At 69.2% G+C, this 22,493-nt stretch carries 21 protein-coding genes and 2 pseudogenes; 9 read left to right on the top strand and 14 right to left on the bottom strand.

Translation table 11 applies throughout. The features are described 5' to 3' along the window. Nucleotides 1-18 precede the first annotated feature (18 nt). The 4 genes and pseudogenes from GKC29_RS30165 to GKC29_RS24955 form a co-directional block, all read left to right on the top strand. A pseudogene (locus GKC29_RS30165) lies at nucleotides 19-671 on the top strand (transposase); the annotation flags it as partial. A 223-nt stretch (nucleotides 672-894) separates the two neighbouring features. After that, nucleotides 895-2,337 carry a polysaccharide deacetylase family protein gene (locus GKC29_RS24965; protein ID WP_370463370.1) on the top strand — a complete coding sequence of 481 codons (1,443 nt, stop codon included), beginning with the start codon at nucleotides 895-897 and terminating at the stop codon, nucleotides 2,335-2,337. A gap of 184 nt (nucleotides 2,338-2,521) precedes the next feature. Further along, a complete protein-coding gene (locus tag GKC29_RS24960) occupies nucleotides 2,522-3,010 on the top strand; it encodes a hypothetical protein (RefSeq protein WP_155333140.1) in 489 nt (162 codons plus the stop codon). A gap of 292 nt (nucleotides 3,011-3,302) precedes the next feature. Further along, the gene (locus GKC29_RS24955; protein WP_155333139.1) at nucleotides 3,303-3,962 is read left to right on the top strand and encodes a hypothetical protein; all 660 of its coding nucleotides are present in this window, start codon (nucleotides 3,303-3,305) and stop codon (nucleotides 3,960-3,962) included. Here the strand turns inward: GKC29_RS24955 and GKC29_RS30650 are convergent. The 3 genes and pseudogenes from GKC29_RS30650 to GKC29_RS24940 form a co-directional block, all read right to left on the bottom strand. Further along, a pseudogene (locus tag GKC29_RS30650) lies at nucleotides 3,930-4,587 on the bottom strand (site-specific integrase). The gene GKC29_RS24955 and the pseudogene GKC29_RS30650 overlap by 33 nt on opposite strands. 213 nt (nucleotides 4,588-4,800) lie before the next feature. Then, nucleotides 4,801-5,385 carry an HD family hydrolase gene (locus GKC29_RS24945; protein ID WP_155333138.1) on the bottom strand — a complete coding sequence of 195 codons (585 nt, stop codon included), beginning with the start codon at nucleotides 5,383-5,385 and terminating at the stop codon, nucleotides 4,801-4,803. After that, entirely contained in the window at nucleotides 5,382-6,509 is a 1,128-nt protein-coding gene (locus tag GKC29_RS24940) for a DNA-binding transcriptional regulator (protein ID WP_155333137.1), read from the bottom strand. Before GKC29_RS24940 ends, GKC29_RS24945 begins: the two co-directional genes overlap by 4 nt. A 405-nt stretch (nucleotides 6,510-6,914) precedes the next feature. Here GKC29_RS24940 and GKC29_RS29690 point away from each other — a divergent pair, with 405 nt between their 5' ends. The 4 genes from GKC29_RS29690 to GKC29_RS24925 all read left to right on the top strand — a co-directional run bounded on the left by GKC29_RS29690 (nucleotide 6,915) and on the right by GKC29_RS24925 (nucleotide 8,912). Beyond that, the gene (locus GKC29_RS29690; RefSeq protein WP_196255719.1) at nucleotides 6,915-7,091 is read left to right on the top strand and encodes a hypothetical protein; all 177 of its coding nucleotides are present in this window, start codon (nucleotides 6,915-6,917) and stop codon (nucleotides 7,089-7,091) included. Further along, the gene (locus GKC29_RS24930; RefSeq protein WP_155333136.1) at nucleotides 7,088-7,306 is read left to right on the top strand and encodes a hypothetical protein; all 219 of its coding nucleotides are present in this window, start codon (nucleotides 7,088-7,090) and stop codon (nucleotides 7,304-7,306) included. Before GKC29_RS29690 ends, GKC29_RS24930 begins: the two co-directional genes overlap by 4 nt. Further along, entirely contained in the window at nucleotides 7,303-7,476 is a 174-nt protein-coding gene (locus GKC29_RS29685; protein WP_196255718.1) for a hypothetical protein, read from the top strand. The genes GKC29_RS24930 and GKC29_RS29685 overlap by 4 nt, the downstream gene beginning before the upstream one ends. Nucleotides 7,477-7,541: 65 nt before the next feature. After that, nucleotides 7,542-8,912: an IS701 family transposase gene (locus tag GKC29_RS24925; RefSeq protein ID WP_155333135.1), complete on the top strand. Its 1,371-nt coding sequence runs from the start codon at nucleotides 7,542-7,544 to the stop codon at nucleotides 8,910-8,912. Nucleotides 8,913-9,101: 189 nt separating this feature from the next. On the opposite strand, the gene GKC29_RS24920 is transcribed toward GKC29_RS24925, so the two are convergent. From GKC29_RS24920 to GKC29_RS24895, 6 genes are all read right to left on the bottom strand, one after another. Then, a complete protein-coding gene (locus GKC29_RS24920; protein ID WP_196255717.1) occupies nucleotides 9,102-10,076 on the bottom strand; it encodes an alpha/beta fold hydrolase in 975 nt (324 codons plus the stop codon). A 161-nt stretch (nucleotides 10,077-10,237) separates the two neighbouring features. After that, on the bottom strand, nucleotides 10,238-11,758 hold the full coding sequence (locus tag GKC29_RS24915; protein WP_155333133.1) for a bifunctional 3-(3-hydroxy-phenyl)propionate/3-hydroxycinnamic acid hydroxylase: 1,521 nt from the start codon (nucleotides 11,756-11,758) through the stop codon (nucleotides 10,238-10,240). After that, complete coding sequence (locus tag GKC29_RS24910) at nucleotides 11,755-12,111, bottom strand: DoxX family protein (protein ID WP_155333132.1); 357 nt, start codon at nucleotides 12,109-12,111, stop codon at nucleotides 11,755-11,757. The genes GKC29_RS24915 and GKC29_RS24910 overlap by 4 nt, the downstream gene beginning before the upstream one ends. Further along, nucleotides 12,108-13,991, bottom strand: coding sequence for an acyl-CoA synthetase (locus tag GKC29_RS24905; RefSeq protein ID WP_155333131.1), 1,884 nt, complete (start codon nucleotides 13,989-13,991; stop codon nucleotides 12,108-12,110). Before GKC29_RS24905 ends, GKC29_RS24910 begins: the two co-directional genes overlap by 4 nt. Next, entirely contained in the window at nucleotides 13,988-14,926 is a 939-nt protein-coding gene (locus GKC29_RS24900) for a fumarylacetoacetate hydrolase family protein (protein WP_155333130.1), read from the bottom strand. The genes GKC29_RS24905 and GKC29_RS24900 overlap by 4 nt, the downstream gene beginning before the upstream one ends. Beyond that, nucleotides 14,923-16,056: a VOC family protein gene (locus tag GKC29_RS24895; RefSeq protein ID WP_155333129.1), complete on the bottom strand. Its 1,134-nt coding sequence runs from the start codon at nucleotides 16,054-16,056 to the stop codon at nucleotides 14,923-14,925. Before GKC29_RS24895 ends, GKC29_RS24900 begins: the two co-directional genes overlap by 4 nt. Nucleotides 16,057-16,194: 138 nt before the next feature. Here GKC29_RS24895 and GKC29_RS24890 point away from each other — a divergent pair, with 138 nt between their 5' ends. Continuing rightward, a complete protein-coding gene (locus GKC29_RS24890; protein WP_155333128.1) occupies nucleotides 16,195-16,842 on the top strand; it encodes a TetR/AcrR family transcriptional regulator in 648 nt (215 codons plus the stop codon). A 35-nt stretch (nucleotides 16,843-16,877) separates the two neighbouring features. Here the strand turns inward: GKC29_RS24890 and GKC29_RS24885 are convergent, their stop codons facing one another. The 5 genes from GKC29_RS24885 to GKC29_RS24865 all read right to left on the bottom strand — a co-directional run bounded on the left by GKC29_RS24885 (nucleotide 16,878) and on the right by GKC29_RS24865 (nucleotide 22,386). Next, complete coding sequence (locus GKC29_RS24885; protein ID WP_155333127.1) at nucleotides 16,878-17,150, bottom strand: hypothetical protein; 273 nt, start codon at nucleotides 17,148-17,150, stop codon at nucleotides 16,878-16,880. 225 nt (nucleotides 17,151-17,375) lie between these two features. Further along, nucleotides 17,376-18,923, bottom strand: coding sequence for a long-chain fatty acid--CoA ligase (locus GKC29_RS24880; RefSeq protein WP_155333126.1), 1,548 nt, complete (start codon nucleotides 18,921-18,923; stop codon nucleotides 17,376-17,378). Between the two features lie 24 nt (nucleotides 18,924-18,947). After that, entirely contained in the window at nucleotides 18,948-20,546 is a 1,599-nt protein-coding gene (locus GKC29_RS24875) for a bifunctional 3-(3-hydroxy-phenyl)propionate/3-hydroxycinnamic acid hydroxylase (RefSeq protein ID WP_155333125.1), read from the bottom strand. Continuing rightward, nucleotides 20,543-21,529, bottom strand: coding sequence for a VOC family protein (locus tag GKC29_RS24870; protein WP_155333124.1), 987 nt, complete (start codon nucleotides 21,527-21,529; stop codon nucleotides 20,543-20,545). The genes GKC29_RS24875 and GKC29_RS24870 overlap by 4 nt, the downstream gene beginning before the upstream one ends. Then, entirely contained in the window at nucleotides 21,526-22,386 is an 861-nt protein-coding gene (locus GKC29_RS24865; RefSeq protein WP_230688805.1) for an alpha/beta fold hydrolase, read from the bottom strand. The genes GKC29_RS24870 and GKC29_RS24865 overlap by 4 nt, the downstream gene beginning before the upstream one ends. Nucleotides 22,387-22,493: the final 107 nt, after the last annotated feature.

Here is a 22,493-nt window from a genome sequence, read left to right as displayed (position 1 = left end):
GCTGGGGATACAACAGAGCGCCTCGCGGCGCACCAACGCCAGTACTCTGGGACCGCGGGTCGGACGGAGAACTGTCAGGTCGGGGTGTCCCTGGCCTACCGCTTTGGCAAGGGCCACGCGTTGATCGACCGGCAGCTCTGCCTCCCGACGTCGTGAACCGATGTTCGGAACCGGTGTCGGGCCGCCGCGATCCCGGATGAGGTCGAGTTCGCCACGACGGTGCAAATGCCCGCACCATGCTCGTCCGTGCCCTTATAACGGGGTGCCGATGGGGTGGGTGACGATGGGCGAGGCCTACGGGCAGTCGAAGTTGCTGCGGGTGTGGCTGGAACACCGGGATATCGCCTATGTGGCCGCGACCCGCCGCAACGAAGGCATGATCACACGACGATGGGCATCGGTCGTGCGGACGAGCTGATCGCGGCCCTGCCGGCTCGGGCGTGGTGTCGGCTGTCCGCTGGCGCCGACGCCCGTAGACCCGCGAGTGCTGGTGGGCGCGGGGTGCCCGTGCGCATCGGATGGCAACCCGGCCGTGGTACTGGCTGCTCGCCCGGCGCAGCATCACCACGGGCGAGATCGCCTACTACGTCTGCTACGGACCCCGCCGCACCGGCCTGGTTGACCTCGCCCGCATCGCCGGTGCCCGCTGGGCGATCGAGGAATGCTTCCAGTAAGCCAAGAACGAAGCCGGCCTCGACGAGTACCAGATCCGCGCCGACCCGCTGCGCGTCGGCGAAAAGGGGCGCGGCGCCCGGAAACGACTGTTTCGCCCGAGGCGATCGACGGGATCTTCATCGCTATCGGTAAGGGTTGTACCAAAGGCGCAGATCTTGAAGGGGAGCCTGTAGCACACCGGGATCCCTGCCCGGTCGACCCTGAATTAGGGTGGCGACCATGAGTGATCCACTACGGCCCAGGTCCCACCGAGCCCCGTCGCGGCGATCCCTGCTCAAGGCGACTGCGGTCGGAGCTGGTGTGATGGTGGCCGGGGCCGGTGCGACCATTCTGGGTACCAGGATCTTCAGCAGCGGACCGGCCCGCCCCGTGCTGCTCGGCGCTCCTCCCGTCGTTGCGGCGTTGACTCCGGCATCCTGGTCGCAGAGCTTCCAGAAGGATCACGGATGGACCGCCACCGGCGGCAACATCAAGAAGGTCATCTTCGACAACACCACCGAATTCGTACGCGGCACGCAGTCCGTTTCGCTGATCACCGCCGGGAAGGCCGGCGTGGACGGAACCAATGCCGACCAGGCCAACCTGGAGCGGCTGGGCGGCCCAGCGGTGAACCTGAAAGGTAAGGCCATCCGCCTGATCTTCAAGGTGTCCGACGTGAACAAGCTGCGCTGGATCAACTTCTATGTCGGCACATCCGGCCTGGCCAACGCCTTCCGATGGAGGGTGCACACGCACTCGAACAAGCAGAACTGGGTGCAGTCTGGCGAGTGGGTGGCGGTCACCCTGCAGTGGGGTGACCTCAGCGGTTCCGAGGGGGCGTACAAGCTTGACGCGGCCCGAGTGCCCTCCGTCCAGGCCGGCTTCACCGACATGCGGTTCTCGGTGATCGACACCGGCACGGGCCCCTGCACCGTCTGGCTTCAGGCGGTCGAGATCGTCCCGGACACCAACTCCACCTATTCCAACGGACTGGTATCAATCACCTTCGACGACTCGTGGCAGGACGTTTTCACCAACGGCCGTCCGGTGATGGACAAATACGACTTCCGCGGAACCACGTACACGATCGCCGACCAGATCAACACGGACGGCAGATTCACCACGAACCAGCTGCGGGCGGCGCAGAACCTGTCCGGGTGGGAGGTGGCCGGGCACTCCTATGAAGGCGCCGTGCATGCCGCTCGCTACAGCGGGGTGAGTGCTGAGGTGGTCGACAAGGACGCCGGCGCGCTGCGCAGCTGGATGAGGGAGAACAACTTCAACAGCGACTCGTTCGCCTATCCCGGCGGCCAGTTCGGGCAGACGACCGACGGCCACAGCGTCGAGGCGATCGTGCAGCGTTACTTCTCCACCGGCCGGTCGATCCTCGCCGAGGACAACCGGGAGTGCACCCCGCCGCCGATGCCGATGCGGCTGCGCTCCCTTACCGGCATCAGCTCCACCCAGAAGGGGATGTCGAACCCGGACACCCTGATCGGCCGGGGTGGCATGCTCGACCGCGCCCAGTACGCTGGCGGCTGGCTCATCCTCTGCTTCCACCGGGTCGTCACGACGACACCGGCGAACAGCTCCGAGTGCCATCGGGACGACTTCGCGAAGATCATGCGAGCGATCAAGGTTCGCGGCATGGAAGTCCGTACGGTGGGCGAGGTCATGAGCTGACCGAAAACATCGTCGCGACCGGGAGTTCGCTGGACTGTCGGATGATGCGGTCCGCGGCCGGCGGCGCGGACCAGAACTGCGGCAAGTCGTGGTGGACCGGAGCTGGTACTGGTCGCAACCCAGCGGCTCCTCCGGCGCACACTGCCGCGGCTCACACTGGTTGAGCTGCCCCAGCATCCAGGCGGTGGACAGGTCACACCATCACCTGCGGTTGTCAACGACGGCTGAAAACGGGGCTCTGGCGCACATGTTGGGAGTCGCGCTCGTCGGTCAGTTCGGGTTGGGTGCCCGGGTGGAAATCATTGTGGCGTTGCTGCCGCACCTAGCGTGCCTGCCGTTCCTCCCCACCCAAGCCATGGTCCAGCTACGTCTCGTCCAGCCGCCTGTCCCGGTATCGACCGGAAGCTCGACTCCGGCGGCGCTCGTCCGAGCCCACCTCGGCGTCGCGGCCGTCTACGAACGAACGGAGATCATCGACCATAACGACCGATCGGTGGGCATCCATCCGATGATCATGCCCCGCACCCACATGGTCCGCCATCCGAATTTGCCGCTGATCGTTCCTGCTCCCCGCTACGGTAGGTGTCGCTGTCATCTCAGCCCCGGTGGCCCCAGCCGCCCGGTCACGAACCCCGTGTCAGGGGAGCACGTGGGGAGCAACAGGGTGCGCTGAACGGCCTTTAACTGCACCGAACGGCACCCAACGGCGCGCAACTGCACCCACCCCTGCCTGCATCTTCTCGTTTTTACAGGTCAGAGTTGGTGCGGCGTCCTGCTTCACACCGAAGAGGTCACTGGTTCGATCCCAGTATCGCCCACCCAGGTAGAAGGCCACTTCCCATTGATGGGGGTGGCCTTTTTGCTGCCCGTACAGCAGCGAAGTGCAGCAACGGTCAGCCAGCGGGTGAGCAGCGGGCGACGAGGTGTCCGCCTGTGTTGTTACTTTGCCGGCCGTGAACGATCAGTTGACGTGGATCGACCGGATCATCGACGTGACCGGATGGCACCACCAGCCTGAGGGCGGTGCCGGCTGGGAGCAGGTGGAGGCGGAGCTCGGTGTCGCGCTGCCGAGCGACTTCAAGGAGTTGTGCCGGCGGTTCGTGCCAGGCCTGTTCATGGGCGTCCTTGACCTACCGCGACCGACCGACGATCACGATTCGACCTCGCTGCTCGGGTGGTGGAACTCCAGCCGGCGTTGGGTAAGTGAGCATGACGATCCCGCCGCGCGCTTGTACGCCCCGCACGATCTGTACGAGCCCGACAAGGGGTCCGGGCTGATCGAATGGGGTCACGACTCGTCCGGGGGTCAGTACTTCTGGCTGGCGGACCGCTCGGTGGAGTCTGATCGGTGGCCCGTGCTCGCTCGGCACGATCCGCCCCACCCGTGGCACCGGTTCGACATGTCCATGACGGAGTTCATCTACCGCATGCTCGCGGACCCGGAGCTGGAGTCGTTTTCGATGGTCACTCCGACGTGGCGACCGTTCCATCTGCCGTACTGGCAGCCGTTTCCCGGCACACCTGAGGAGTGGGACGCTCTCGGCGATCCGAACCGCGAGAACTGGACCAGTACCCGTCTCTGTCCGTGTAGGTCAGATGCCGAGGGAGTCGCCGAGGCGCTCTAGGGCGTCGCGTGTCGCCATTGATGAGACCGGGGTGTAGATCTCCATCGTTACGGAGAAGCGGGCGTGCCGGAGGACCTGCATGGCGACTCGCGGGTGGACGTCGAGGTCGGCCAGGAGCGTGGCGCAGGTCCGGCGGGCGTCGTGGACGGTGATCGGCTTGACGCCCGCTTTTCTCGCATCTCGTCTGCCAGGAGCGCTGGAAGTTGCGCGGCTCGATGGGTGTGCCATAGCGGGTGGTGAATACGAGGTGTGTTTCGTGCCATGCCTTGCCGGCGGCTGCTCGTGCCTCATCGCGCTGTTCCTGTCTGAGCTTGAGGGCGGTCAGGCAGATGTCGGGCAGGGGGAGAGTGGCGTCGGACGCTTGGGTCTTGGTGTCCCGGTGGAGGAGCTGTCCGCGTACGCGTTGCAGTTGGCGGCCGATGGTCAGCTCTCCGGCGTCGAGGTCGACGTCTGCCCAGGTGAGTCCGAGCGCTTCGTCCTTGCGCAATCCGGTGACGAGGACCAGGGCGTAGGCGGCGTAGAGGAAGTCCTCGTCTGCTCTGGCGGACTCCAGGAACTTCCGCGCCTCGTCGCTCGACCAGGACTTGCCCCGCCGGCGGCGGACGGTGGCGAGGGTGACCGGCACGGCGGGGTTCTTGGTGATGAGGTCTTCGGCCTGGGCGTGGGTGAGGGCGGCCCGCAGCGCGGCTCGGATGTCGCTGACCGTGCGCGTGGACGGGACGGCCCGGCAGCAGCGGCCGACAGCGCAGCAGCGCCGCTTGTGCTTCGGCCGGGTGGCGTCCTTGCCTTGGGCGCAGCACTGGCAGGTCCGGGCCACCGGCAGGTCAACGCCAAGTGACTAGGGCTTACTCGGTGGCGGGGGAGTGAGCCAGGCGAGGGGTTGTCCGCTGAGGGCGGCGTCGGCGAGGCGGTGGGCACTCGCGGTCTTGAGTGCCGCTCGTGAGCTGTCGATCCAGCGCTGGACGTTGTCGACGCCCTGGTGGCGGTACTCGACGGCTTGGACGAGGCATTCGAGCTTGTCGGCGTCGCGGGCGACGGTGGCTTCGAGGGTTTCGCCAGCTTCGTATTCGGCGACGGCGGCGGTGATGACGTCGGCGACGGCCGGTGGGCAGGCGGCGACCTGGTCGGCGGTGACGGCGGTGTTGGGTACGGCGGTGAGGTAGCGCTTGGCGATGTGCGGGATGTCGGTGATTCGGGTTTCCTGGGTGTCGTGCAGTACGCAGAGCATCGACACCCGGGCCGGGTCGGCACCTTCCATGGCGGCGAGCATCATCCCGATGAGCGCGGTCCGGAAGGAGTGTTCGGCGATGGACTCGGGGTGCTTGACGCCGGCGAACCACCAGCCGGTACGGGCGGCGCGTTTGAGGACGCCGGCTTCGAAGATGAAGCTCATTGCTCCGGCGGCGTCGTGGTCGTCGCTCATCTGCCCGTCCCTGTGCCGGTGAGTCCGTCCGCCCGCAGGCGGTAGACGATAAAGGTTAGTTCCTGCCGCGACTGCGCGGAGATCCGGTCACTGTCCAGGAGCGGGACACTGCGGTCGAGGAGTGACCGGGTCGCGGCGGGGCTGTCGAGGGCGAGGCCGCGTCGTGCGGCCAACAGAGCCCAGACGTTGTGGATGTTGAGGTCGACGAAGGGATGCGCTGGGTCCAGGCGCTGGACCAGGTGCCGAAGAAGGATCGAGCCATGCCAGTCCGCGAGCGTCCCGGGCATGAAGCAGTCGTCGCGGTGGCGGTACGGGATTTCGCCTACCCAGTAGGCCGAGTAGTTGAGGGCCGCTCGCTCGCAGGCGTCGTCCGGGTGTGCCCGGGCGATGAAATCCCGTAGCGGTTCCGGGTTGCCCTGGTTGGCGAGGGACGTGACGACGGAGCGGGCGTCGGGCCACAGAGGTGACCAGGTGTGGAAGGTGGTCGTCCGGCGGGCGCGGGCGGTGGTCTGGGTGAGCCAACCCGCCGCCGCCCTGGTGGGGTCCATGCCGGCGAGGAAGCAGGCTTGCCGGTGCAGGAGCACGTTCGGATCCCGTCCGGCGGCTGCGCGTTCGGCGAGCCCGGGAAGGTGAGCGAAGAACGTACGTTGCTCATCGATGGGCAGGGTCGGCCCGGACGCGACCGGACCTCGCCGCGGATGGGCGATGGGTAGCCCTCTTGCGAAGGTCGGTGTCTGCCCGAGGACGGCCCAGAGGATCAGATCTGTCAGGCGGTGGGTGAGTACGGACGAGCCGAGCGGTTGTTCGTCGATGTCGCAGCGGTCCACCTGATCGTCGAGGACTGCGGCGAGGATGAAGTCTGCCTCGGCAGCGTCGTCGAGTGCGGCGAGCAGGACTGCGTTCGCGCCGAGCCGTCTGAGCCGGTGCCGGACGGAGACCGCGTGCCCGAGCGGCACCGCGGTGAATGGCCGCCGCCCGGATTCCCAGCTCTGCACGGTCACGCGGTCGACGCCCAGGCCCACGGCGAGCTGCTCCTGCGTCAGCGGGATGGACTCCCGGATCAGCTTGAACAGGTAGCCGGTCACCCCGCCGCGCTGTAGTGCCGATCGTCCGCGACCTGCCATCCGTCATCCCTACATTGACCGGTGGTCGACGTTCCCGCCGTGAAACCAACACTGTGGAAGGGCATTTGGCCTGCTCACTCGTACTACGGGTGAGTCCAACCGCCGTCCCCGTGATCGTAGCGTCGCAGTTACCGAACGTTCCAGATCCGGTCCCGTGGTTCGGGGTCGGTCATGGAGGGCTGCCCGGCGGAGGGAGGCAGTGATGCGGGACAGAACACCACCGTGGCGACGAGTGTCCTACGACCAGTACCTGATCGCCGTCGCGATGACCCTGGCGCGGCGACACCGCCCGGCATGGTCGTGGCGCAAGTGGGCGTGGGTCTGTCGCTGTGGGGTCGACCTGCCCTGCCGTAACCGACACCGCATCCCGATTAACCGGAAGCACTGGCCCGCCCAGGAGGAGCAATGAGCATCGAGGCGGAGCGGATCCTGGTCGCGCATCTGCCAGGGACGGACGGCCTGTGCACCGGTTGCCGGGCATGGTGGTCGCGGCTCACGCCGTACCCGTGCTGGCAGGTGGAGTGGGCGACCAGCCGGCAGGCGCGGTCGCTGACGGCGGCGCTGCTCGGAGGCTGCGCATGACCACGCACGGACCGGTGCTGCCGATCTGGAGCTGCGGCGGCTGCGACGCGCCCTGGCCCTGCCGCACGCGGCAGCGAGAGCTACGCGCGGAGTTCGACGGCGCACCGATATCCCTGGCTCTCTACCTGGGCGCCCAACTGGTGCGCGCCTCCGAAGACCTGACCTGGGTGCCGGCGGGAGCGCTGCACCAACGCTTCCTCGGCTGGCTGCGGTGAGCATCCTGCGCCCCGGGGACGACAAGTTCCACTACAGCGACGGCTCCCACAAGTGGATCCCGCCGGACCCCGACTACGACCAGGATGCCTGGGACGAGCAGGTCCGCCAGCACAAGCAGGGCCACCTCCGGAACGAGCAGCCGAAGGTGCGCATTCAGCGCCTCCTCTAGTAGTGCTTTGTTAGGTCGGCGTGTCGTTGGGGCGCTGGGAGTGGTTCGGGTAGTTCGATGTTGGCGTGACCCCTGATGAGCTTTCCGTTGTGCGGCAACGGCTTGAGGCGTTCGCCGCGGATGTGTTCACCCCGCTGGCGCGGTCGGATCAGCGGGCCAAGGGTGAGACGTATTTGCGGGGGCTGCTGCTGGACGGGCGGCGTAAGTCGATGCAGCCGATGGCGGATCGGCTCGGGGTGGATCATCAGGGGTTGCAGCAGTTCGTGACGACCTCGACGTGGGACACCACGGCGGTGCGGATGCGGCTGGCCCGGCGGGCGGTTGAGGTGGTCGAGCCGGTGGCGTGGGTGGTCGACGACACCGGCTTTCCGAAGGACGGCAAGAGCTCGCCGGGCGTGGCCAGGCAGTACTCGGGGACGTTGGGCAAGGTGGCGAACTGTCAGATCGGGGTGAGCGTCCACGCCGTCACCGACACCGCATCGTGCCCTCTGGATTGGCGGTTGTTCGTGCCGACGTCGTGGGACGACCAAGCTGTTGACGAGGCTGAACGGCACGGGGTGGCCGCTCGCCGGGCTCGCTGCACGATTCCCGAGGACGAGCGCCATCGCCCGAAGTGGGCGCTGGTCGTGGAGATGCTCGACGAACTGGCCGAGCACGGCCTGCGCCCACCACTACTGGCAGCGGACGCCGGCTACGGCGACAACAGCCAGTTCCGCAGCGCCTTGGACGAGCGTGGGATCGGCTACATCATGCAGGTCAAAGGCGACGCTCTCGCCCACAAGCCAGACGTGCAACCGGTGCCGCGGGTGTGGTCCGGGCGTGGCCGCCCACCGACCCGCACGGAGCCGCGCTACCCGAAGACGGCTGTCAGCCTGGTCGAACACATCCGTGCCGCCGGCCGCCGGACTGCGGAGACGATCATCTGGCGGGAAGGCTCGAAAGGCACGATGAGCTCCCAGTTCATCTTCCTGCGCGTACGCCCGGCCGGGCATCGCGTCGCCAGTGACGCCGACGGCACCCTGCCCGAGCGGTGGCTGATCGCCCAGTGGCCGGACGACGAGGCCGAGCCGGTCAAGTACTGGCTGTCCAGCCTGCCCGCCACCACCAGCCGCACCGACCTGGTCCGCTACGGCAAGATCCGCTGGCGGATCGAACACGACTACCGCGAACTGAAGACCGGCCTCGGCCTGGACCACTTCGAGGGCCGCTCTTGGACCGGCTGGCACCGCCACGTCACCCTCGTCACCGCCGCTCACCTGTTCATCACCGAACTGCGCCTGGACCCAAAGCGGTTGCGCCGGCCTGACCCTCTACGCGGTCATCCGCGAGCTGCAACGACTCCTCGCGACCTGGACCGGCGCCTGCATCACCTGCCACCAACCCGTGAAACCGCTACACCGCAACAAACGCCACCGAACCTAACAAAGCACCACTAGCCCTTGACGCTCTCACCGACGAGCAGATGGCACAGCTCGGCGCCATCTCCCGTGCCATCATCGGCAAGCTGGTCACCGACTGAGCTGATTCCTGCGGTGCGGCCGGCGCAGTTCACCGCCCGCATTGCCGCCGGCAGACGCGCACTATCGCCGGACGCGGTGGGCGCCATCTCGACCGGGGCGGTTCAGTCAGGCCTGCGTCCCGATCCAGCCGATGTCGGTGAGGAATCCCCTGACCTCGGCGTTGGTCTCCGCCGGTGCTTCCAGATGGAAGAAGTGTCCCGCGTCGACGAAGACCAGGCGGCCATCCGGTACCTCGTCGCTGACCGTCTCGTACTCGGAGGGCTGCTGACCGGGATCGCGGGAGCCTTGGAGGAACAGCACCGGCATCGTCATGGCCGCGAAGAGCCGTGCCTTGCGCTCGGCGAGTTCGCGGTCGAAGCTGGCGCCGCGGAACGACGCGGACGCCCCTTCGGCTACGCCTGGGAAGGAGAATTCACGACGGAGCCGGGCCAGGGTCGTGTCGTCGAGCGGCCGGGCGACCAGCGGAGGTTGGCCGTCCGGGCGGGGAAGGGCGCCGTATGCCATGTCGATCAGCAGCCCGGACTTGAAGAGCTCGACGCCGGCGGGGCTAGCGAACAGCTCGTGTGGGGGACGGGGTTCGCTGTGGGGTTGGTTGCCGGACTGTTGCATGCGCACGTAGCCGACGATGCGATCGGCCATGGAGGGGACGGCGCACAGGTTGTCACTGATTACCGCGCCGCGGTCGTGGGCGACGAGGGCGAAGCGGTCGAGCCCGCAGACATCGATGAGGGCGGCGATGTTCGCGGCGACCGCTCCGTAGTGGTAGTCGAGGTCGAGCCGCTTGTCTGACTGGCCGTTGCCCAGGGTGTCCACGGCGACGCAGAAGGCGTCGGCGGCCAGGTCGGCGATCTGGGCGTGGAAGGCCCACCATGATTCCGGGAAACCGTGGAGAAAGACGAGGGGCGGCTTGTCCGGGTCTCCGGCGGTGACCACGTGCCAGGACGTGCCAGCGGCCTCCACATAGTGGTGCCGGGCCGGAACGCCGTTGACGTCCTCGACATGGCCGGGGGGGTCTTCACTGCCCGGGAACGGCACGGCAGCCGGCCAGATGTCGGGCGTGACGCTGTTCGAGACTGTCATCGTTCTCCGATCGCTCGGCCCGGGCCTCCGTGTAGGCGCCAGGGGATGCCGAGGTGAGTGGTGGGGTGGCGAATGTGCGCCATGTTCTGGCAAGGCGTGGTTGCGGAGCGCGACGGGAGTAACTGCGTGCGCTGACGTCCACCGGCCGTACGCCGTTGGGGTCAACGGCGAGGGAGGTTCCGGTTGCGGCCGGGCAGGATGGTGCGGAACTCGGGCAGCCGGCGGCCGGCACAGAGCACGGCGCCGTCTGGGCGAACGATCGCTATGTGGGCGCGGCCTCTCGCCAGCCATTGGTGTAGCTCGCTGCCCGGTCGGGCAGCGACGAGGACCATTCCGCGTCGATCGATGTCTGCTCGTTGGGTGGCGGGCGGCTCGGTGGTGGTGACGATCGCGAATCGGCCGGCGGCAATGTCGTCGAGGCGGCGGTCGCCGTCGACGAGGGTGTTCGGGCACAGTCGGCCCGCGAGGGTGCGGCGCAGGCGGGGCCGTATCACCAGCTCGGACCGGTGCAGCGGAGGTGTCTGGCTGTCCGTGGCGAGGTCCTTGAGACCGGGTACGAGGTGCAGGCGTGGCGCCACCGCGCGGCGGATGATGTCGCCCACTCTGCCGCCGGCCGTCATCGCGGTGCCGATGATCTTCGCCAGCTTGATCATGGCTTGCGCGTGGTGCTTGCGTTCGACTGCGTAGGTGTCGAGGACGGTCTCGGGCAGGGTTCCGTCGAGCACGCCGGCGAGTTTCCAGGCGAGGTTCATCGCGTCGCGCAGCCCGGCGCCCATGCCTTGGCCGATGAACGGTGGGGTGAGGTGGGCGGCGTCGCCGAGCAGGAACACGCGGCGGTCGCGCCACCGGTCGGCGACCTGCGCGCGGAAGGTGTACTCGGCGGCGCGGACGACCTCCAGGTCCGCGAGGGGGATGTTCCCCGTCCACGGCGCGATCAACGGATGGAGCCGGGGCATGTCGCGGAAGTCGTCGGCGGTCTCGCCGGGCGCCAGTAGGAATTCCCAGCGGTAGCGGGTCTTCCCGACGCGCATGTACGTGCCGGCGCGGGCCGGGTCGGAGAGCTGGTGCACGCCTTCCCACTGGCCGAGGTCGGCCTCGGTGACGACGTCGACGACGAGCCAGCGTTGTGTGAACCCGAGGTCCTGCATGGTGGAGCCGATCGCGCCCCGGGTCAGGCTGTTGGCGCCGTCGCAGCCCAGGACGTACCTCGCGTGGACGACGTCGTGCTCGCCGGTGGCCGTGTCGGTGACGTCGAGCCGTACGCCGTCGGCGTCCTGGGTCAGCGCGGTGACCTCGGTGTTGCCGCGCAGGGTGGCGCTGTTGTACTGCTTGAGGTTCTGGCGGAGGATCGCTTCCAGTTCCGGTTGGTCGAACATGCTCCCCTGGGGGTAGCCGTGCCGGCCCGGTGCCACGTCGCGCGGGAACTCGGCCAGCACCCGCATCCTGCGGTCGATGAGTCGAAGGCCCCGGTGTGGCCGGGAGATGGCGGCGAACTCGTCGCGGAGCCCGAGGCGGGCAAGGATGCGGTGGACCTCGTCGTCGAGGGCGACGGCCCGGGGCAGGGGGTAGACCGACTCCCACCGCTCGAGGATCAGGCACTCGACGCCGTACTGGGCGAGCAGTGTCGCGGCGGCGAGCCCGGTGGGGCCCGCACCGACGATCACCACCGGAACCACATTCATCGGGCGGCCAACACCTGGAGAACGAGGTAGGCAGCGACGAGGACTCCGCAGACGATGGCGGGAGCGTACCTGCGCGGGCCGTCCCCCTTGCGTAGGTGTACGACGAGGGCTCCGCCGAGCAGGAGTAGCAGCCCGGCACCGGCGAGGAGGCCGATCAGCGGCTGGAACAGGCCGATGAGCAGCCCGATCACCGCGGCGATCTCGAGCAGGCCGATGCGGCGATAGGCCGAAACGGAGAAGCCGGCGTGCGCCGCCAGCTCACGCATCGGTTGCAGGGCCAGGATCTTGGCCGTGCCCAGGGCGGAGAAGATCAGCGCGAGCAGCACCGCGAGGATGGTCGCAGCGAGCGTCATGACACAACCACCAATCGCCATTCGATGGCATACCGGCCCAGGACCGCCTTGACGGCCTCCTCCTGGGCAGAGGGATGAATGTTCACAGTGGCCACGATGGAGCTGCCCTCGATCGCGGCCTCGATGTCCTGCACTCCGGCGATCCGGTCGAGCGCGGCACGCAGTTCCGCGCGGACGGCGTCCTTCCGCAGGGCGAGCTTGTAGAGCTTGCCCACGGCGGTGACGGGTAGTTCGTCGAGGACCGTCACGGACTTGGGCGCGGCGGTGCGGTCGGGCACCCGGTCGCTTGCCCAGTTGCGCAGGTCGTCCCCCGTGACGGTGGCGCCGGGCGCGAGGGTGACGTAGGCGACCGGTACCTCGCCGGCATGGATGTCGGGGCGCCCGACTGCGCTGGCCGCGGTGACCTGCGGGTGGGCCAGCAGCGTGTCCTCGACGATCGCGGGGTCGATGTTGTGCCCGCCGCGGATGATGAGGTCCTTGGCCCGGCCGGCGAGGTAGACGAAGCCGTCCTCGTCGATGCGGGCGAGGTCGCCGGTGTCCAGCCAGCCGTCGACCAGCTTGCCCAGCCCGTCCAGTACGGGGCCGTTCTCGTCCCGGTCGACGACGTAGCCGGGGAAGACGGTCGGGCCGTTGACCGCCAGCAGGCCCGTCTCACCGGCGGGCCGGTCTTCCCACGTGCCGTCGGCGGCGATCACCCGCAGCCGCTGGTAGGGCAGGCGCTGCCCGACCGAGCCCGGCGGCGACGCGTCGGGGAAGCTGCGGGCGCTCGCGCAGGTCGCCTCGGTCAGCCCGTAGCCCTCGACCAGGGCTATCCCGGTGTGGGCATGGAAGGTGTCCCGGACCGCGGCGGGCAGCGGCGAGGCCCCCACCATCGGGAACCGCAGGCTGCTGATGTCGGCGTCGACCGGTACCTGCGCCAGCACGGCGTACACCGTCGGCACCGCGCTCATGGCGGCGATCCGGTAATGCTCGACGATCTTCCAGAACGAGCCGAACAATGCCGGGTCGCGGTAGCCGAGCGGACCGGCCCACACCACCTCCTGTCCCTTGAACAGGGGTGCGAGCAGGGTGACCACGAGGGCGTTCACGTGAAACAGCGGAAGCGCCGCGAAGACCACGCTCTCCTGGTCGAAGAGGGAGCTGGCGGCCAGCATCCACGCGTCGGTGACCTCGTTGGCGTGCGTGTGCGCGGCCAGTTTCGGGGCGCCGGTGGTGCCCCCGGTGTGGAACATCGCGGCCAGATCGGCGGATCGGGGCAGCTCACCGTCGAAGGTGGCCGGATCCATGGCCGCGGCAAGCTCGCCGAGGTAGCCGACGCGGACGCCGTCGATGGCCGGCAGCGGTTGCGGCGCGTCCGCCGCCCCGGTGAGCCGGAGTACGAGGATCGCGTCGAGCAGGCCGTCGCCGGCCAGTGCCTGCGCGCTGTCCCACGTGTCCGGCGCGAGGTCGGGCCCGGCCGTGACCAGCACCCGGGCACCGGAGCGCCGCAGGAGCTCGGCCAGGTGCTGCCGGGACAAACCGCCGCTCAGCGGCGCCGCGATCCCGGCGAGCTGCGCGGCCAGCGTCGCGGTGATCAGTTCGGCGCAGTTTGGCGACATGAGGGCGACCGCGTCACCCCGCCCGACGCCGAGGTCGTGGAACAGGTTCGCGTACCGGTGGACGTCGGCCAGGAGTTCGGCGAAGGTGGGGCGCAGCGGCTCCCGCCAGCGGGCAGCGTCCGGCAGGACGCTGACAGCCGTACGGTCCGGCCAGCGCGTTGCCGCCCACGACAGCAGCGCGTACGTCGATTCGGGCAGACCCCGCGCCTCCAGCGGCACGGCCTCGATTGCGGCGAGGTCGTCGGGCGTGGCGTAGCCCGGCCACAGCAGGGGCCCGGTCATCGGGCGTACCTCACGACGGTGCGCTGCCGGCCCAGGTCGATCGCGCCGTCGTCGGTGGCGATCGTGGCCTCGACGATGTCGCCGTCCTTGAGGTACTTGGGGTTGCGGGCCTGGCCCTTGAAGAACATCTTCCACTTGACGGCGGGCGGCAGCAGCGAGGCGATGATCTCGACCGGCTTGGGCGGCGCGCTCAGCGCCGTCCCGACGGGCGTGCCGGTCAGCAGCAGGTCGCCGGGGTCGACCCGCTGGAAGCGGGTCAGTGCCTGCAGTGCCTGGACCGGCCGGTAGATCATGTCGGCGGCGGTCATGTCCTGCCGGAGTTCGCCGTTGACCCACAGCTTCAGCCGCAGGTCGGTGAACCGCTTGAGCTCGTCGGCGTCGAGCAGCACCAGCACGGGGCCGACCGGGGTGAAGGTCGGGTAGGACTTGGCCTCGTAGAACTGCGTCTTGGGCAACTGGACGTCGCGTGCGGAGACGTCGTTGGTGACCACCAGGCCCGCGACGTAGTCGGCGAGGTTGTCGTCGGTGACCGTCGTGCCGACCGGCATCTCGCGACCGAAGACCAGCCCGATCTCGACTTCGTAGTCCAGCAGTTTCACGTGGGCGGGGCGGACCACGTCGGCGAACGGGCCGCTGATCGAGCCCGAGGTCTTGCGGAAGAACGTCAGGGGGACTGTCTCGGGATTCCCGTTGGTGTCCTTGACGTGCGAGGCGAAGTTCGTCATCTGGGCGACGACGCGGCAGGGCGCCGTGACCGGGGAGACCAGCGCAAGGTCGTCCACCGGAACGGTTTCGCCGCTCGTCGCGGCCGCGACGAGCGCCGGCCGGTCGGCCAGCAGGTCAGCGGTCGTGGTGGCGCTGGTGTTGACCTTGACGGCGCCGGTGGGGGTGAGCACCCACCAGGCGTCGGCGGTGCGCAGAACGGAGGTGCTCATGAGGTGAACGCTTTCATCAGGCCGCGCAGGCGGTGGAGGTCGAATTCGTTGTTCTCGCGCAGTGCGCCGATGACCGCGCGCAGCTCGCGAAGCGATTCCCGGCCGGGTTTCACGCCGAGGAAGTCCTTGGTGGCGGGCGGGCCCCACTGGGCGAGCCCGGAGGCGGTCATCGGTGCCCAGCCCGGTTCGAGCGTGCAGTCGAACAGGTCGCCGTCGGTGAAGTGCTCGACCAGGAAGCCGTCGGGGTCGCGCCAGTAGTCGAAGATCTGGCTGCCCTGGATGTGCCGGCCGATCCCCCAGGACCGCCGGTAGCCCAGGTCGAGCAGGTGCTCCCCACCGGCGGCCAGCGAGTCGAGGTCCGGGACCTGGTAGGCGGAGTGCACGTACCGGTTGGCCGGCCCGAGGGTCATCGCGAGCGTGTGGTGGTCGGTGGGCGTACTGCCGCGGTCGCAGCGGATGAAGCTCATCACCGGGCCGCGCTCGCGCTGCCCCTGCTGGTAGAGGAAGTCGCTGACGATCAGACCCAGGTGCTCCAGGTACCAGTTGAGCGTCTCCAGGTAGCGGGTGGTCTGCAGCACGACGTGGCCGAGCCGCTGGACCCGGGCCGGCTGCCGCGGCGGCCGCTGGGTGACGTTCACCCGGGTTACGTCGTGTCCGACATTGAACGTCAGCGGCTGCTGCGTGGGCAGCGGAGGGAGCTCGTGGGTGTCCGCGACCACGCGTACCCGCGTCCCGTTCGGGTCGACCAGGTCCACCGTCACCCCGCCCAGGCTCTCCGGCAGGGAACTCATCGTCCTCCCGGTCGCCTCCGCGAGCCGCAGTACGTCCTGCCCGTCGGCGGCCCGGAACGCGGGACCGATGAACCGCGACCGCGGGCCCCGGCGGATGAGTACGCAGGGCGAGCCAGGGTCGGTGCCCCGCAGGTGCAGCTCCTCGGCGGTACGCAGTGCCGTGGTGAAGCCGAAGGCCCGGGCGAACGCCTCGGCCCGCTCGAGATCAGGCTTCTGGAACTCCAGCCAGGCGAGGTCGTGCACCTTCACGATCGGGTTACGGGCCCTGCCGGGGTGTTCGCCCCGCAGGGCGCCCTGCTCGCTGTGCAGACCGGTGTGCGGGTCGTGGTGCTCGATCATCTCCCGCTCCCTCCAAGTTGACGAAATCGTCACTTACGAGAGTAGCGTCAGTCAAGGGCAGGTGACGATTTCGTCATCACTGAGTTCCGTCTGGGTTAAGGTGGTCGCAGACCGACCGGGAGAGGTGAGCACGCAGGCATGGCGCAGCAGACCAGGCAGGCACCCAACCGCCTGGAACGGCGGAAGGCGCACACCCGATCGGCGCTCGTGCGTGCCGCCCAGACCTTCATCGCGGCCGGCAAGCCGAACGTGCCGATCCTCGAGCTCACCCAGGCCGCCGACGTGGGGATGGGATCGTTCTACAACCACTTCGACAGCCGCGAGCAGCTCATCGAGGCCGCGGTCGAGGACGCCCTCGATCGCTACGGCGGCCTGCTTGACGAACTGACCGTGGGTTTGGAGGACCCGGCCCACGTCTTCGCGCAGAGCTTCCGGCTGACCGGCCGCCTCCACCGCCGCCAGCCCGAGCTGAGCAAGGTCCTGCTCAGCACCGGCCTGGTCCTGGCCGGCTCGGACAAGGGCCTCGCACCGCGAGCCCGGCGCGACATCGAGGACGGCGTCCGCGCCGGACGGTTCAGCGTGCGTGATCCGGAGTTGGCGATGGTGACCGTGGCCGGCGCCGCGCTGTGCCTCGGGCAACTGCTGCACGACCAACCCGAGCGTGACGACGCCACGGCCACCGACCAGGTCACCGAGGACGTGCTGCGCATGCTCGGCCTGCCGCCGGACCAGGCACACGAGATCTGCCAGCGGCCGCTGCCCGACATCGACGGCGACCGCCAGTAGAACAGGCGTCCATCCGCCCGAGGGGCCGCCGACCGCTAGGAAGCGGCTGCCTCGCGGACCATCCGGTTGGCCGTCTCCGGCTCGTACCCGGTCGCGCGGAGCAGGTCACTCGCCATCGTGCGCAGCTGGATGACGATGGCGTCCGAGAAGGGCTTGAGGTCTCTGTGGTACGCCCGGCCGGCCAAGCGCGCGCCGTCCAACACCGTGTTGCGGGTCTGGTCGAGCGGCCGGCCCGCTCGTGCCTCCCACCTCAGCGTGTGGATCGCCTCGGCGAGCCTGTCCACGGCGCCGGGGAGCTCCTCCGGCACCGGCTCGTCGTACTGCAGTGTGGTCGCGGCCCAGCGAGCAAGTGCCCGGCAATGCACACTCACCCGATCGATGTGCTCGATGCCGCGCCGGTAGGTCTCGACGTCGATCCGGCGTTTCCAGTGGCCAGAGGACGAACGTGCCGGCTCCGCACCTCCCTGAGCCTTGCTGGAGCCCTCGGCACGCGGTGGGTGCAAGCCCGCATCCCGAGGGCCCAGCCGTTCCGGTCACTCGTCGCGGAGCTTCCGCTTCAAGATCTTGCCGGTGGAGGTCATGGGCAGGTCGTCGCGGAACTCGACGATGCGGGGGTATTTGTAACTCGCCATCCGCTGCTTGCACCAGTTCACCAGCTCGCCCTCGGTGAGCTGGGATCCCGGGTTGCGGATCACGAAGGCCTTCACCTCTTCGCCGTGCGACTCGTGCGGCACGCCGACCACGGCCACCAGGCTCACGTCGGGGTGCGTCATCATGGTCTCCTCGATCTCCCGGGGGTACACGTTGAAGCCACCGCGGACGATCATGTCCTTGGCCCGGTCGACGATGAAGTAGTAGCCGTCCTCGTCGCGCCGCGCGACGTCACCGGTGCGGAACCACCCGTCCCGGAGCACCTCGGCGGTCGCGTCGGGGCGGCCGTGGTAGCCCTTCATGACGTTGTGCCCCCGGATCGCGATCTCGCCCGCCTCGCCCTCCGGCACCTCGTTCCAGTCCGCGTCGATGAGCCGCATCCGTACGCCCCAGACCGGCTGCCCGATCGAACCGGGCTTGGCTTCCCGGCCCGGGTGGTTGAACGAGGCGACCGGACTGGTCTCGGAGAGGCCGTAGCCCTCCCGGATCTTGACGCCGTAGACCTTCTCCACCTGCTCCAGGATCTCGACCGGAAGGGCGGCGCCGCCGGAGACCGCCATGCGCAGGTTGCCCGCGATCGCGGCGACATCGACCGTCTCCAGGCCGGCGGAGAGCAGGCCCCAGTACATCGTCGGCACTCCGGCGAAGAAGGTGACCCGCTCCCGCTGCATCAGCGCCAGTGCCGTGCCGGCGTCGAACCGCGGCAGAAGAACCAGGGTGGCGCCACTGTAGAAGCCGGCGTTCATCTGCACGGTCTGCCCGAACGAGTGGAAGAGCGGCAGCGTCACGAGGTGGACGTCGTCATCGGTGGCGCCGAAGAGGCGCCAGCACGTCACAGCGTTCATGACCATGTTGGCGTGGCTGAGTTCGGCGCCCTTGGGCTGTCCCGTCGTTCCGCTGGTGTAGAGGATCACCGCCGTGTCCGTGGCCTCGGTGACCGCGGTCTCGAACCGCGTGGCGCGGCCGGCGAGCGCCGATCCGAGCGTGGAGGCACCCACGATCGGGCTCGACGCGCGGGGGTCGGCTGTGATGAGGAAGAAGTGGTCGCACCCGTCGGCGCCGCCGAACCCCTGCCAGCCCTCGGCCCCCATGGGCAGCTCGGGAGTGCCCTCGAAGCAGAAGTACGCCCTGGCGCCCGAGTCCTGCAGGTGGTAGGCGATCTCACCGGCCTTGAGGAGAACGTTCAGCGGTACGACGACGGCGCCCGCCTTGAGGATGCCGTAGTAGACGACCGGGAAGTACGGGAGGTTCGGGCACGACAGCGCGACCCGGTCGCCGGGCCGGATGCCGCTGTCGACGAGCAGGTTCGCGACCTGGTTCGCCGCGGCGTCGAGCTGGGCGTACGACAAGCGGGTGTCACCGAGCACGACGGCCTCCCGGCTGGGCAGCCGTTCGGCGGTGCCTTCGAGCATGAGCGCGAGGTTGAGCATGGCGGCTCTCCTTGGTGGTGGATGTCAGGGCGTCGTCGTGGCGGCGGGCGGAAGCGTCCGCTCGTCGACGGGCGGACGGGGGGCGGCGACGAAGGGCGGGCCAGCCAGATCGGCGTCACCGGCGGCGTAGACGACGGCATCGGGGCGTAGTGCGAGCACGGTGGCCCGGTGCCGGCGCATCCAGGGGATGAGGACGTCGTCGCTGTCCACGATCGTGCCGGGCGCGGGGGTCGAGCCGGCCGGTGTAACCTGCAGGCACGAAACGTTGCTGGCCGCCCAGGCCGACCACGTCCGGGCCGGGCCGGTGTGCAGCAGCGTCCACCGACCGGCGAGCACGTCGTCGAGACGGGCCCGGGCACCGCCGTCGGTCCGGACCCACGGCTGGGGGAGTTGCCTGCCGACCGCCCGGTTGCCGCCGCGGTGGTCCAGCAGGCCCTTCCGGTAGGCGTTGGCCGGGAACCATCCGGCCTCCTGCATGTAGGCGCGGAAGGCCGGGACCCGCATGAGGACCCGGAACGCGGCGTTGCGCCCGGCCGTCAGCCCGGGGCGCCGCTCGGTGATGATGCGCCCGAACCGCACCGCCTGCACGGTCATCTCCCGCACGTGTGGTTTGCGCTCGGCCTCGTAGCTGTCCAGCGCGTCGTCGGGTAGCTCGCCGCGCAGGACCGCGGCCAGCTTCCAGCACAGGTTGCCCGCGTCGCGTACGCCGGACGACATGCCCTCGCCGATCCACGGCGGCATGGCGTGCGCGGCGTCGCCGGCGAGGAAGATCCGGCCGATGCGCCAACGGGAGGCGAAGCGGACGTGGTGGCTGTAGATGACCGCGCGGAGGATCACGACCTCGTCGGGCCTCCGGCCGTAGCGGCGCAGCAGCCGCCAGATGTAGTCGTGGCTGACCAGATCCTCTTCGTCCTCGCCGGGCAGGACCGGGAACTCCCAGCGGTGGTGGCCCAACGGTGTCGGGCAGTCCACGGCGGGCCGGGCCGGGTCGCAGTGGAAGCGCAGCCGGTCGACGGTGTCCCAGCCCTGCTTGACCTTGGTGTCGATGACGACCCACCGGTCGTGGTAGGTGCGGCCGTCGAAGCCGACGCCCAGGCGGGTGCGGATCGGGCTGGAGCCGCCGTCGGCGGCGATCAGGTACGCCCCCCGCAGGGTACGCACAGTGTCGTCGGCCAGGTCGCGTGCGGTGACGGTGACACCGTCGCCGTCCTGCTCGACGGCCGCACAGTCGTGGCCGAGGAGGACCTCGACGTTCGGGTAGCGGGCCACACCGTCGCGGAGGACCTGCTCCATGGCCGGCTGGTAGATGAACAGCTGCGGCGGATGCCCGTTGCCCCGGGGAGCCGGCGCGAGGCTCAGGAACGATCGGCCGCAGGCGTCGACGAAGTCGATCGGGCGGCCGGCGAGCATGTCCTCCTTGAGTCGCTCCGCGAGGCCGATGCCCTGCCAGATCCGGATCGTCTCCTCGTCGGTGGAGATCGCCCGGGCGCGCGGGTAGATGGCGGCGTCGCGTTCGACGACGGCCACCCGTACGCCCATGCCGCCGAGCAGGTTGGCGGCGGTGACGCCGACCGGGCCGTATCCGACGATGATCACGTCGTGGTCGTGCTGTTCGGTGTTCATGCGGTGGCTCCGCTGAGTGCCGGGACGGTGATCTCCGCGCGGCGCAGCGAGGTCGCGCCGTGGCGGAACTGGTTGAGCTTGTCGATGACGGTCTGACCCTCGGGTGTGTGCCCCCAGATGCTGATCCCCTGGTGGGTGGTGGGTTCCCAGGTGGCCTCGTCCACGGTGATCGGATTCCAGCCGACCTCCCACTCGAAGCCGGACGGCGTCCGGACGTAGTAGGAGAGTTCCTTGTCGTTGGTGTGCTGCCCGATGCCCAGGGCCATCGTGAAGCCGAGCTGCTTGAGGCGCTGGTAGGAGGCGGTCATGTCGTCCACCGTGGCGACCTGGGTGTTCAGGTGCTGGATCGCGGTGCGGATCGGGTCGATGCGCAGGCCCTCGGTGTTGGCCACGGCGACGGAGTGGTGGCGGCCGTTGACCCGCAGGAACCGGATCCGGAAGCGCACCGCGCTGATCGTCTCGACGATGAAGTCGCTCAGCCGTGCGTCGAGCAGGTAGTCGTAGTAGCGGTGGATGGCGTCCGGGCGCCGCGAGGTGATGGCGATGTGGCCCATGCCGGCATCGCCGGTGACGAAGCCACTGGCCTCCATGCGCAGCGGCGCGGTGGTCGTGAGCGGAGTGGTGTAGAGCTCCTGGACCAGGCCCTTCGGGCCGGGGAAGCGCACCAACCGTTGCGCGCCCCGCAGCACGGCCTCCTCGTCGTGGCCCTGCTCGACGGTCACGCCCCGGGTGGTGATGCGGGCGACGATGTCGTCGAACGCCTCGTGGTCGTCGACGTGCCAGCCGACCGTGGTCACGTCCTCGGCCGGGCCCCGTTGCAGCAGCAGCCGGCACTCGTGGTCGTCCAGCCGGAACCGCAGGTGATCGTGGTCGAGTTGGTCGACGTGCAGGCCGACGCCGTCGGCGCCGAAGCGCTGCCAGTCACCGAACCGGCGAGTCTCGATGCACAGGTAGCCCAGGTGGACCTTGCCGAAGACGGTCATTTCGACTCCTCGGAGAGGAAGGCGGTGGTGAGGGTGTTGAACAGCTCCGGCCGCTCCCACTGCACCCAGTGGCCGGTCCTCGCGACCAGGTACAGGTCGCAGCGGGGCATCCGTCCGGCGAGCTGCCGCCCGCCGGACGGCCGGTTGACCCGGTCCTCGGCGCCCCAGAGCACGAGCGTCGGCGTGGCGGCCTGGGCCAGCCGCTTGTCCCGCAGCAGGTCCATCCGGAGCAGGGTGCGCAGCCCGGCGGGACGCCGTAGCGGCGGGTTGGCGACCACGTCCGGGTCGATGCTCGCCTGGTACCGGGTCTCGATCATCTCGTCGGGGACGGCCTCGCCGTCGTAGACCAGGTCGTCGCGGATGAACCGTTCGAGCTTCGCCCGGGTGGGGCCTTCGCCGGCGTAGTAGGCGAGCAGCCGCTTCAACCCGGGGGTCGGTGCGTGCCGGGTCGTGCCGATCCCGCCCGGGCCCATGAGGACCAGGCGCCGGACCCGGTCGGGCCGGTCCAGCGCCAGCCGCAGCGCGGCGGCTCCGCCGTAGGAGTTGCCGACCAGGTGGGCCCGGTCGATGTCGAGTGCGTCGAGCAGGCCACGTACGGCGGCCGCGAGGTCGCCGAACGGGTCGCTCTGGTCGACCATCTTGCTGGACCGGCCGTAGCCGGGGAGGTCCGGCACGACGACGCGGAAGCGCTGCGCGAGGGCCTCGACGTTGCGGGCGTAGTTCGACATTCCGGAGGCCCCCGGCCCGCCGCCGTGCAGCAGCACCACCGCCTCACAGGCTCCCCGCTCGGTGACCGCTATGTCCCGCGCGCCGACCCGCACCAGGCGCTGGTCCCCGGTGATTTCCTCGACGCTCACGTGCCCTCCCGCAGTTCGACGCGCTTAATGTAATGAGCGTTACAGTTGTAGTGGCCGCTACGGTAAGCTTCACTGCTGACATCGTCAAGACATCGGCCGGAAACATG

It is taken from the genome of Micromonospora sp. WMMC415, from assembly GCF_009707425.1.
In the GTDB taxonomy this organism is placed as follows: Bacteria; Actinomycetota; Actinomycetes; order Mycobacteriales; family Micromonosporaceae; genus Micromonospora.
This window is presented reverse-complemented; position numbering and strand designations above follow the sequence as displayed.

What these genes read in the sequence shown, in the direction of transcription:
- GKC29_RS29690 (WP_196255719.1), top strand. Translation starts at nt 6,915, where the DNA reads ATGAGCATCGAGGCGGAGCGGATCCTGGTCGCGCATCTGCCAGGGACG.
- GKC29_RS24945 (WP_155333138.1), bottom strand. Translation starts at nt 5,385, where the DNA reads ATGAGCGACGACCACGACGCCGCCGGAGCAATGAGCTTCATCTTCGAA.
- GKC29_RS24880 (WP_155333126.1), bottom strand. Translation starts at nt 18,923, where the DNA reads ATGCTCAACCTCGCGCTCATGCTCGAAGGCACCGCCGAACGGCTGCCC.
- GKC29_RS24930 (WP_155333136.1), top strand. Translation starts at nt 7,088, where the DNA reads ATGACCACGCACGGACCGGTGCTGCCGATCTGGAGCTGCGGCGGCTGC.
- GKC29_RS24915 (WP_155333133.1), bottom strand. Translation starts at nt 11,758, where the DNA reads ATGAATGTGGTTCCGGTGGTGATCGTCGGTGCGGGCCCCACCGGGCTC.
- GKC29_RS24910 (WP_155333132.1), bottom strand. Translation starts at nt 12,111, where the DNA reads ATGACGCTCGCTGCGACCATCCTCGCGGTGCTGCTCGCGCTGATCTTC.
- GKC29_RS24890 (WP_155333128.1), top strand. Translation starts at nt 16,195, where the DNA reads ATGGCGCAGCAGACCAGGCAGGCACCCAACCGCCTGGAACGGCGGAAG.
- GKC29_RS24965 (WP_370463370.1), top strand. Translation starts at nt 895, where the DNA reads ATGAGTGATCCACTACGGCCCAGGTCCCACCGAGCCCCGTCGCGGCGA.
- GKC29_RS24940 (WP_155333137.1), bottom strand. Translation starts at nt 6,509, where the DNA reads ATGGCAGGTCGCGGACGATCGGCACTACAGCGCGGCGGGGTGACCGGC.
- GKC29_RS24900 (WP_155333130.1), bottom strand. Translation starts at nt 14,926, where the DNA reads ATGAGCACCTCCGTTCTGCGCACCGCCGACGCCTGGTGGGTGCTCACC.
- GKC29_RS24905 (WP_155333131.1), bottom strand. Translation starts at nt 13,991, where the DNA reads ATGACCGGGCCCCTGCTGTGGCCGGGCTACGCCACGCCCGACGACCTC.
- GKC29_RS24895 (WP_155333129.1), bottom strand. Translation starts at nt 16,056, where the DNA reads ATGATCGAGCACCACGACCCGCACACCGGTCTGCACAGCGAGCAGGGC.
- GKC29_RS24920 (WP_196255717.1), bottom strand. Translation starts at nt 10,076, where the DNA reads ATGACAGTCTCGAACAGCGTCACGCCCGACATCTGGCCGGCTGCCGTG.
- GKC29_RS24870 (WP_155333124.1), bottom strand. Translation starts at nt 21,529, where the DNA reads ATGACCGTCTTCGGCAAGGTCCACCTGGGCTACCTGTGCATCGAGACT.
- GKC29_RS24875 (WP_155333125.1), bottom strand. Translation starts at nt 20,546, where the DNA reads ATGAACACCGAACAGCACGACCACGACGTGATCATCGTCGGATACGGC.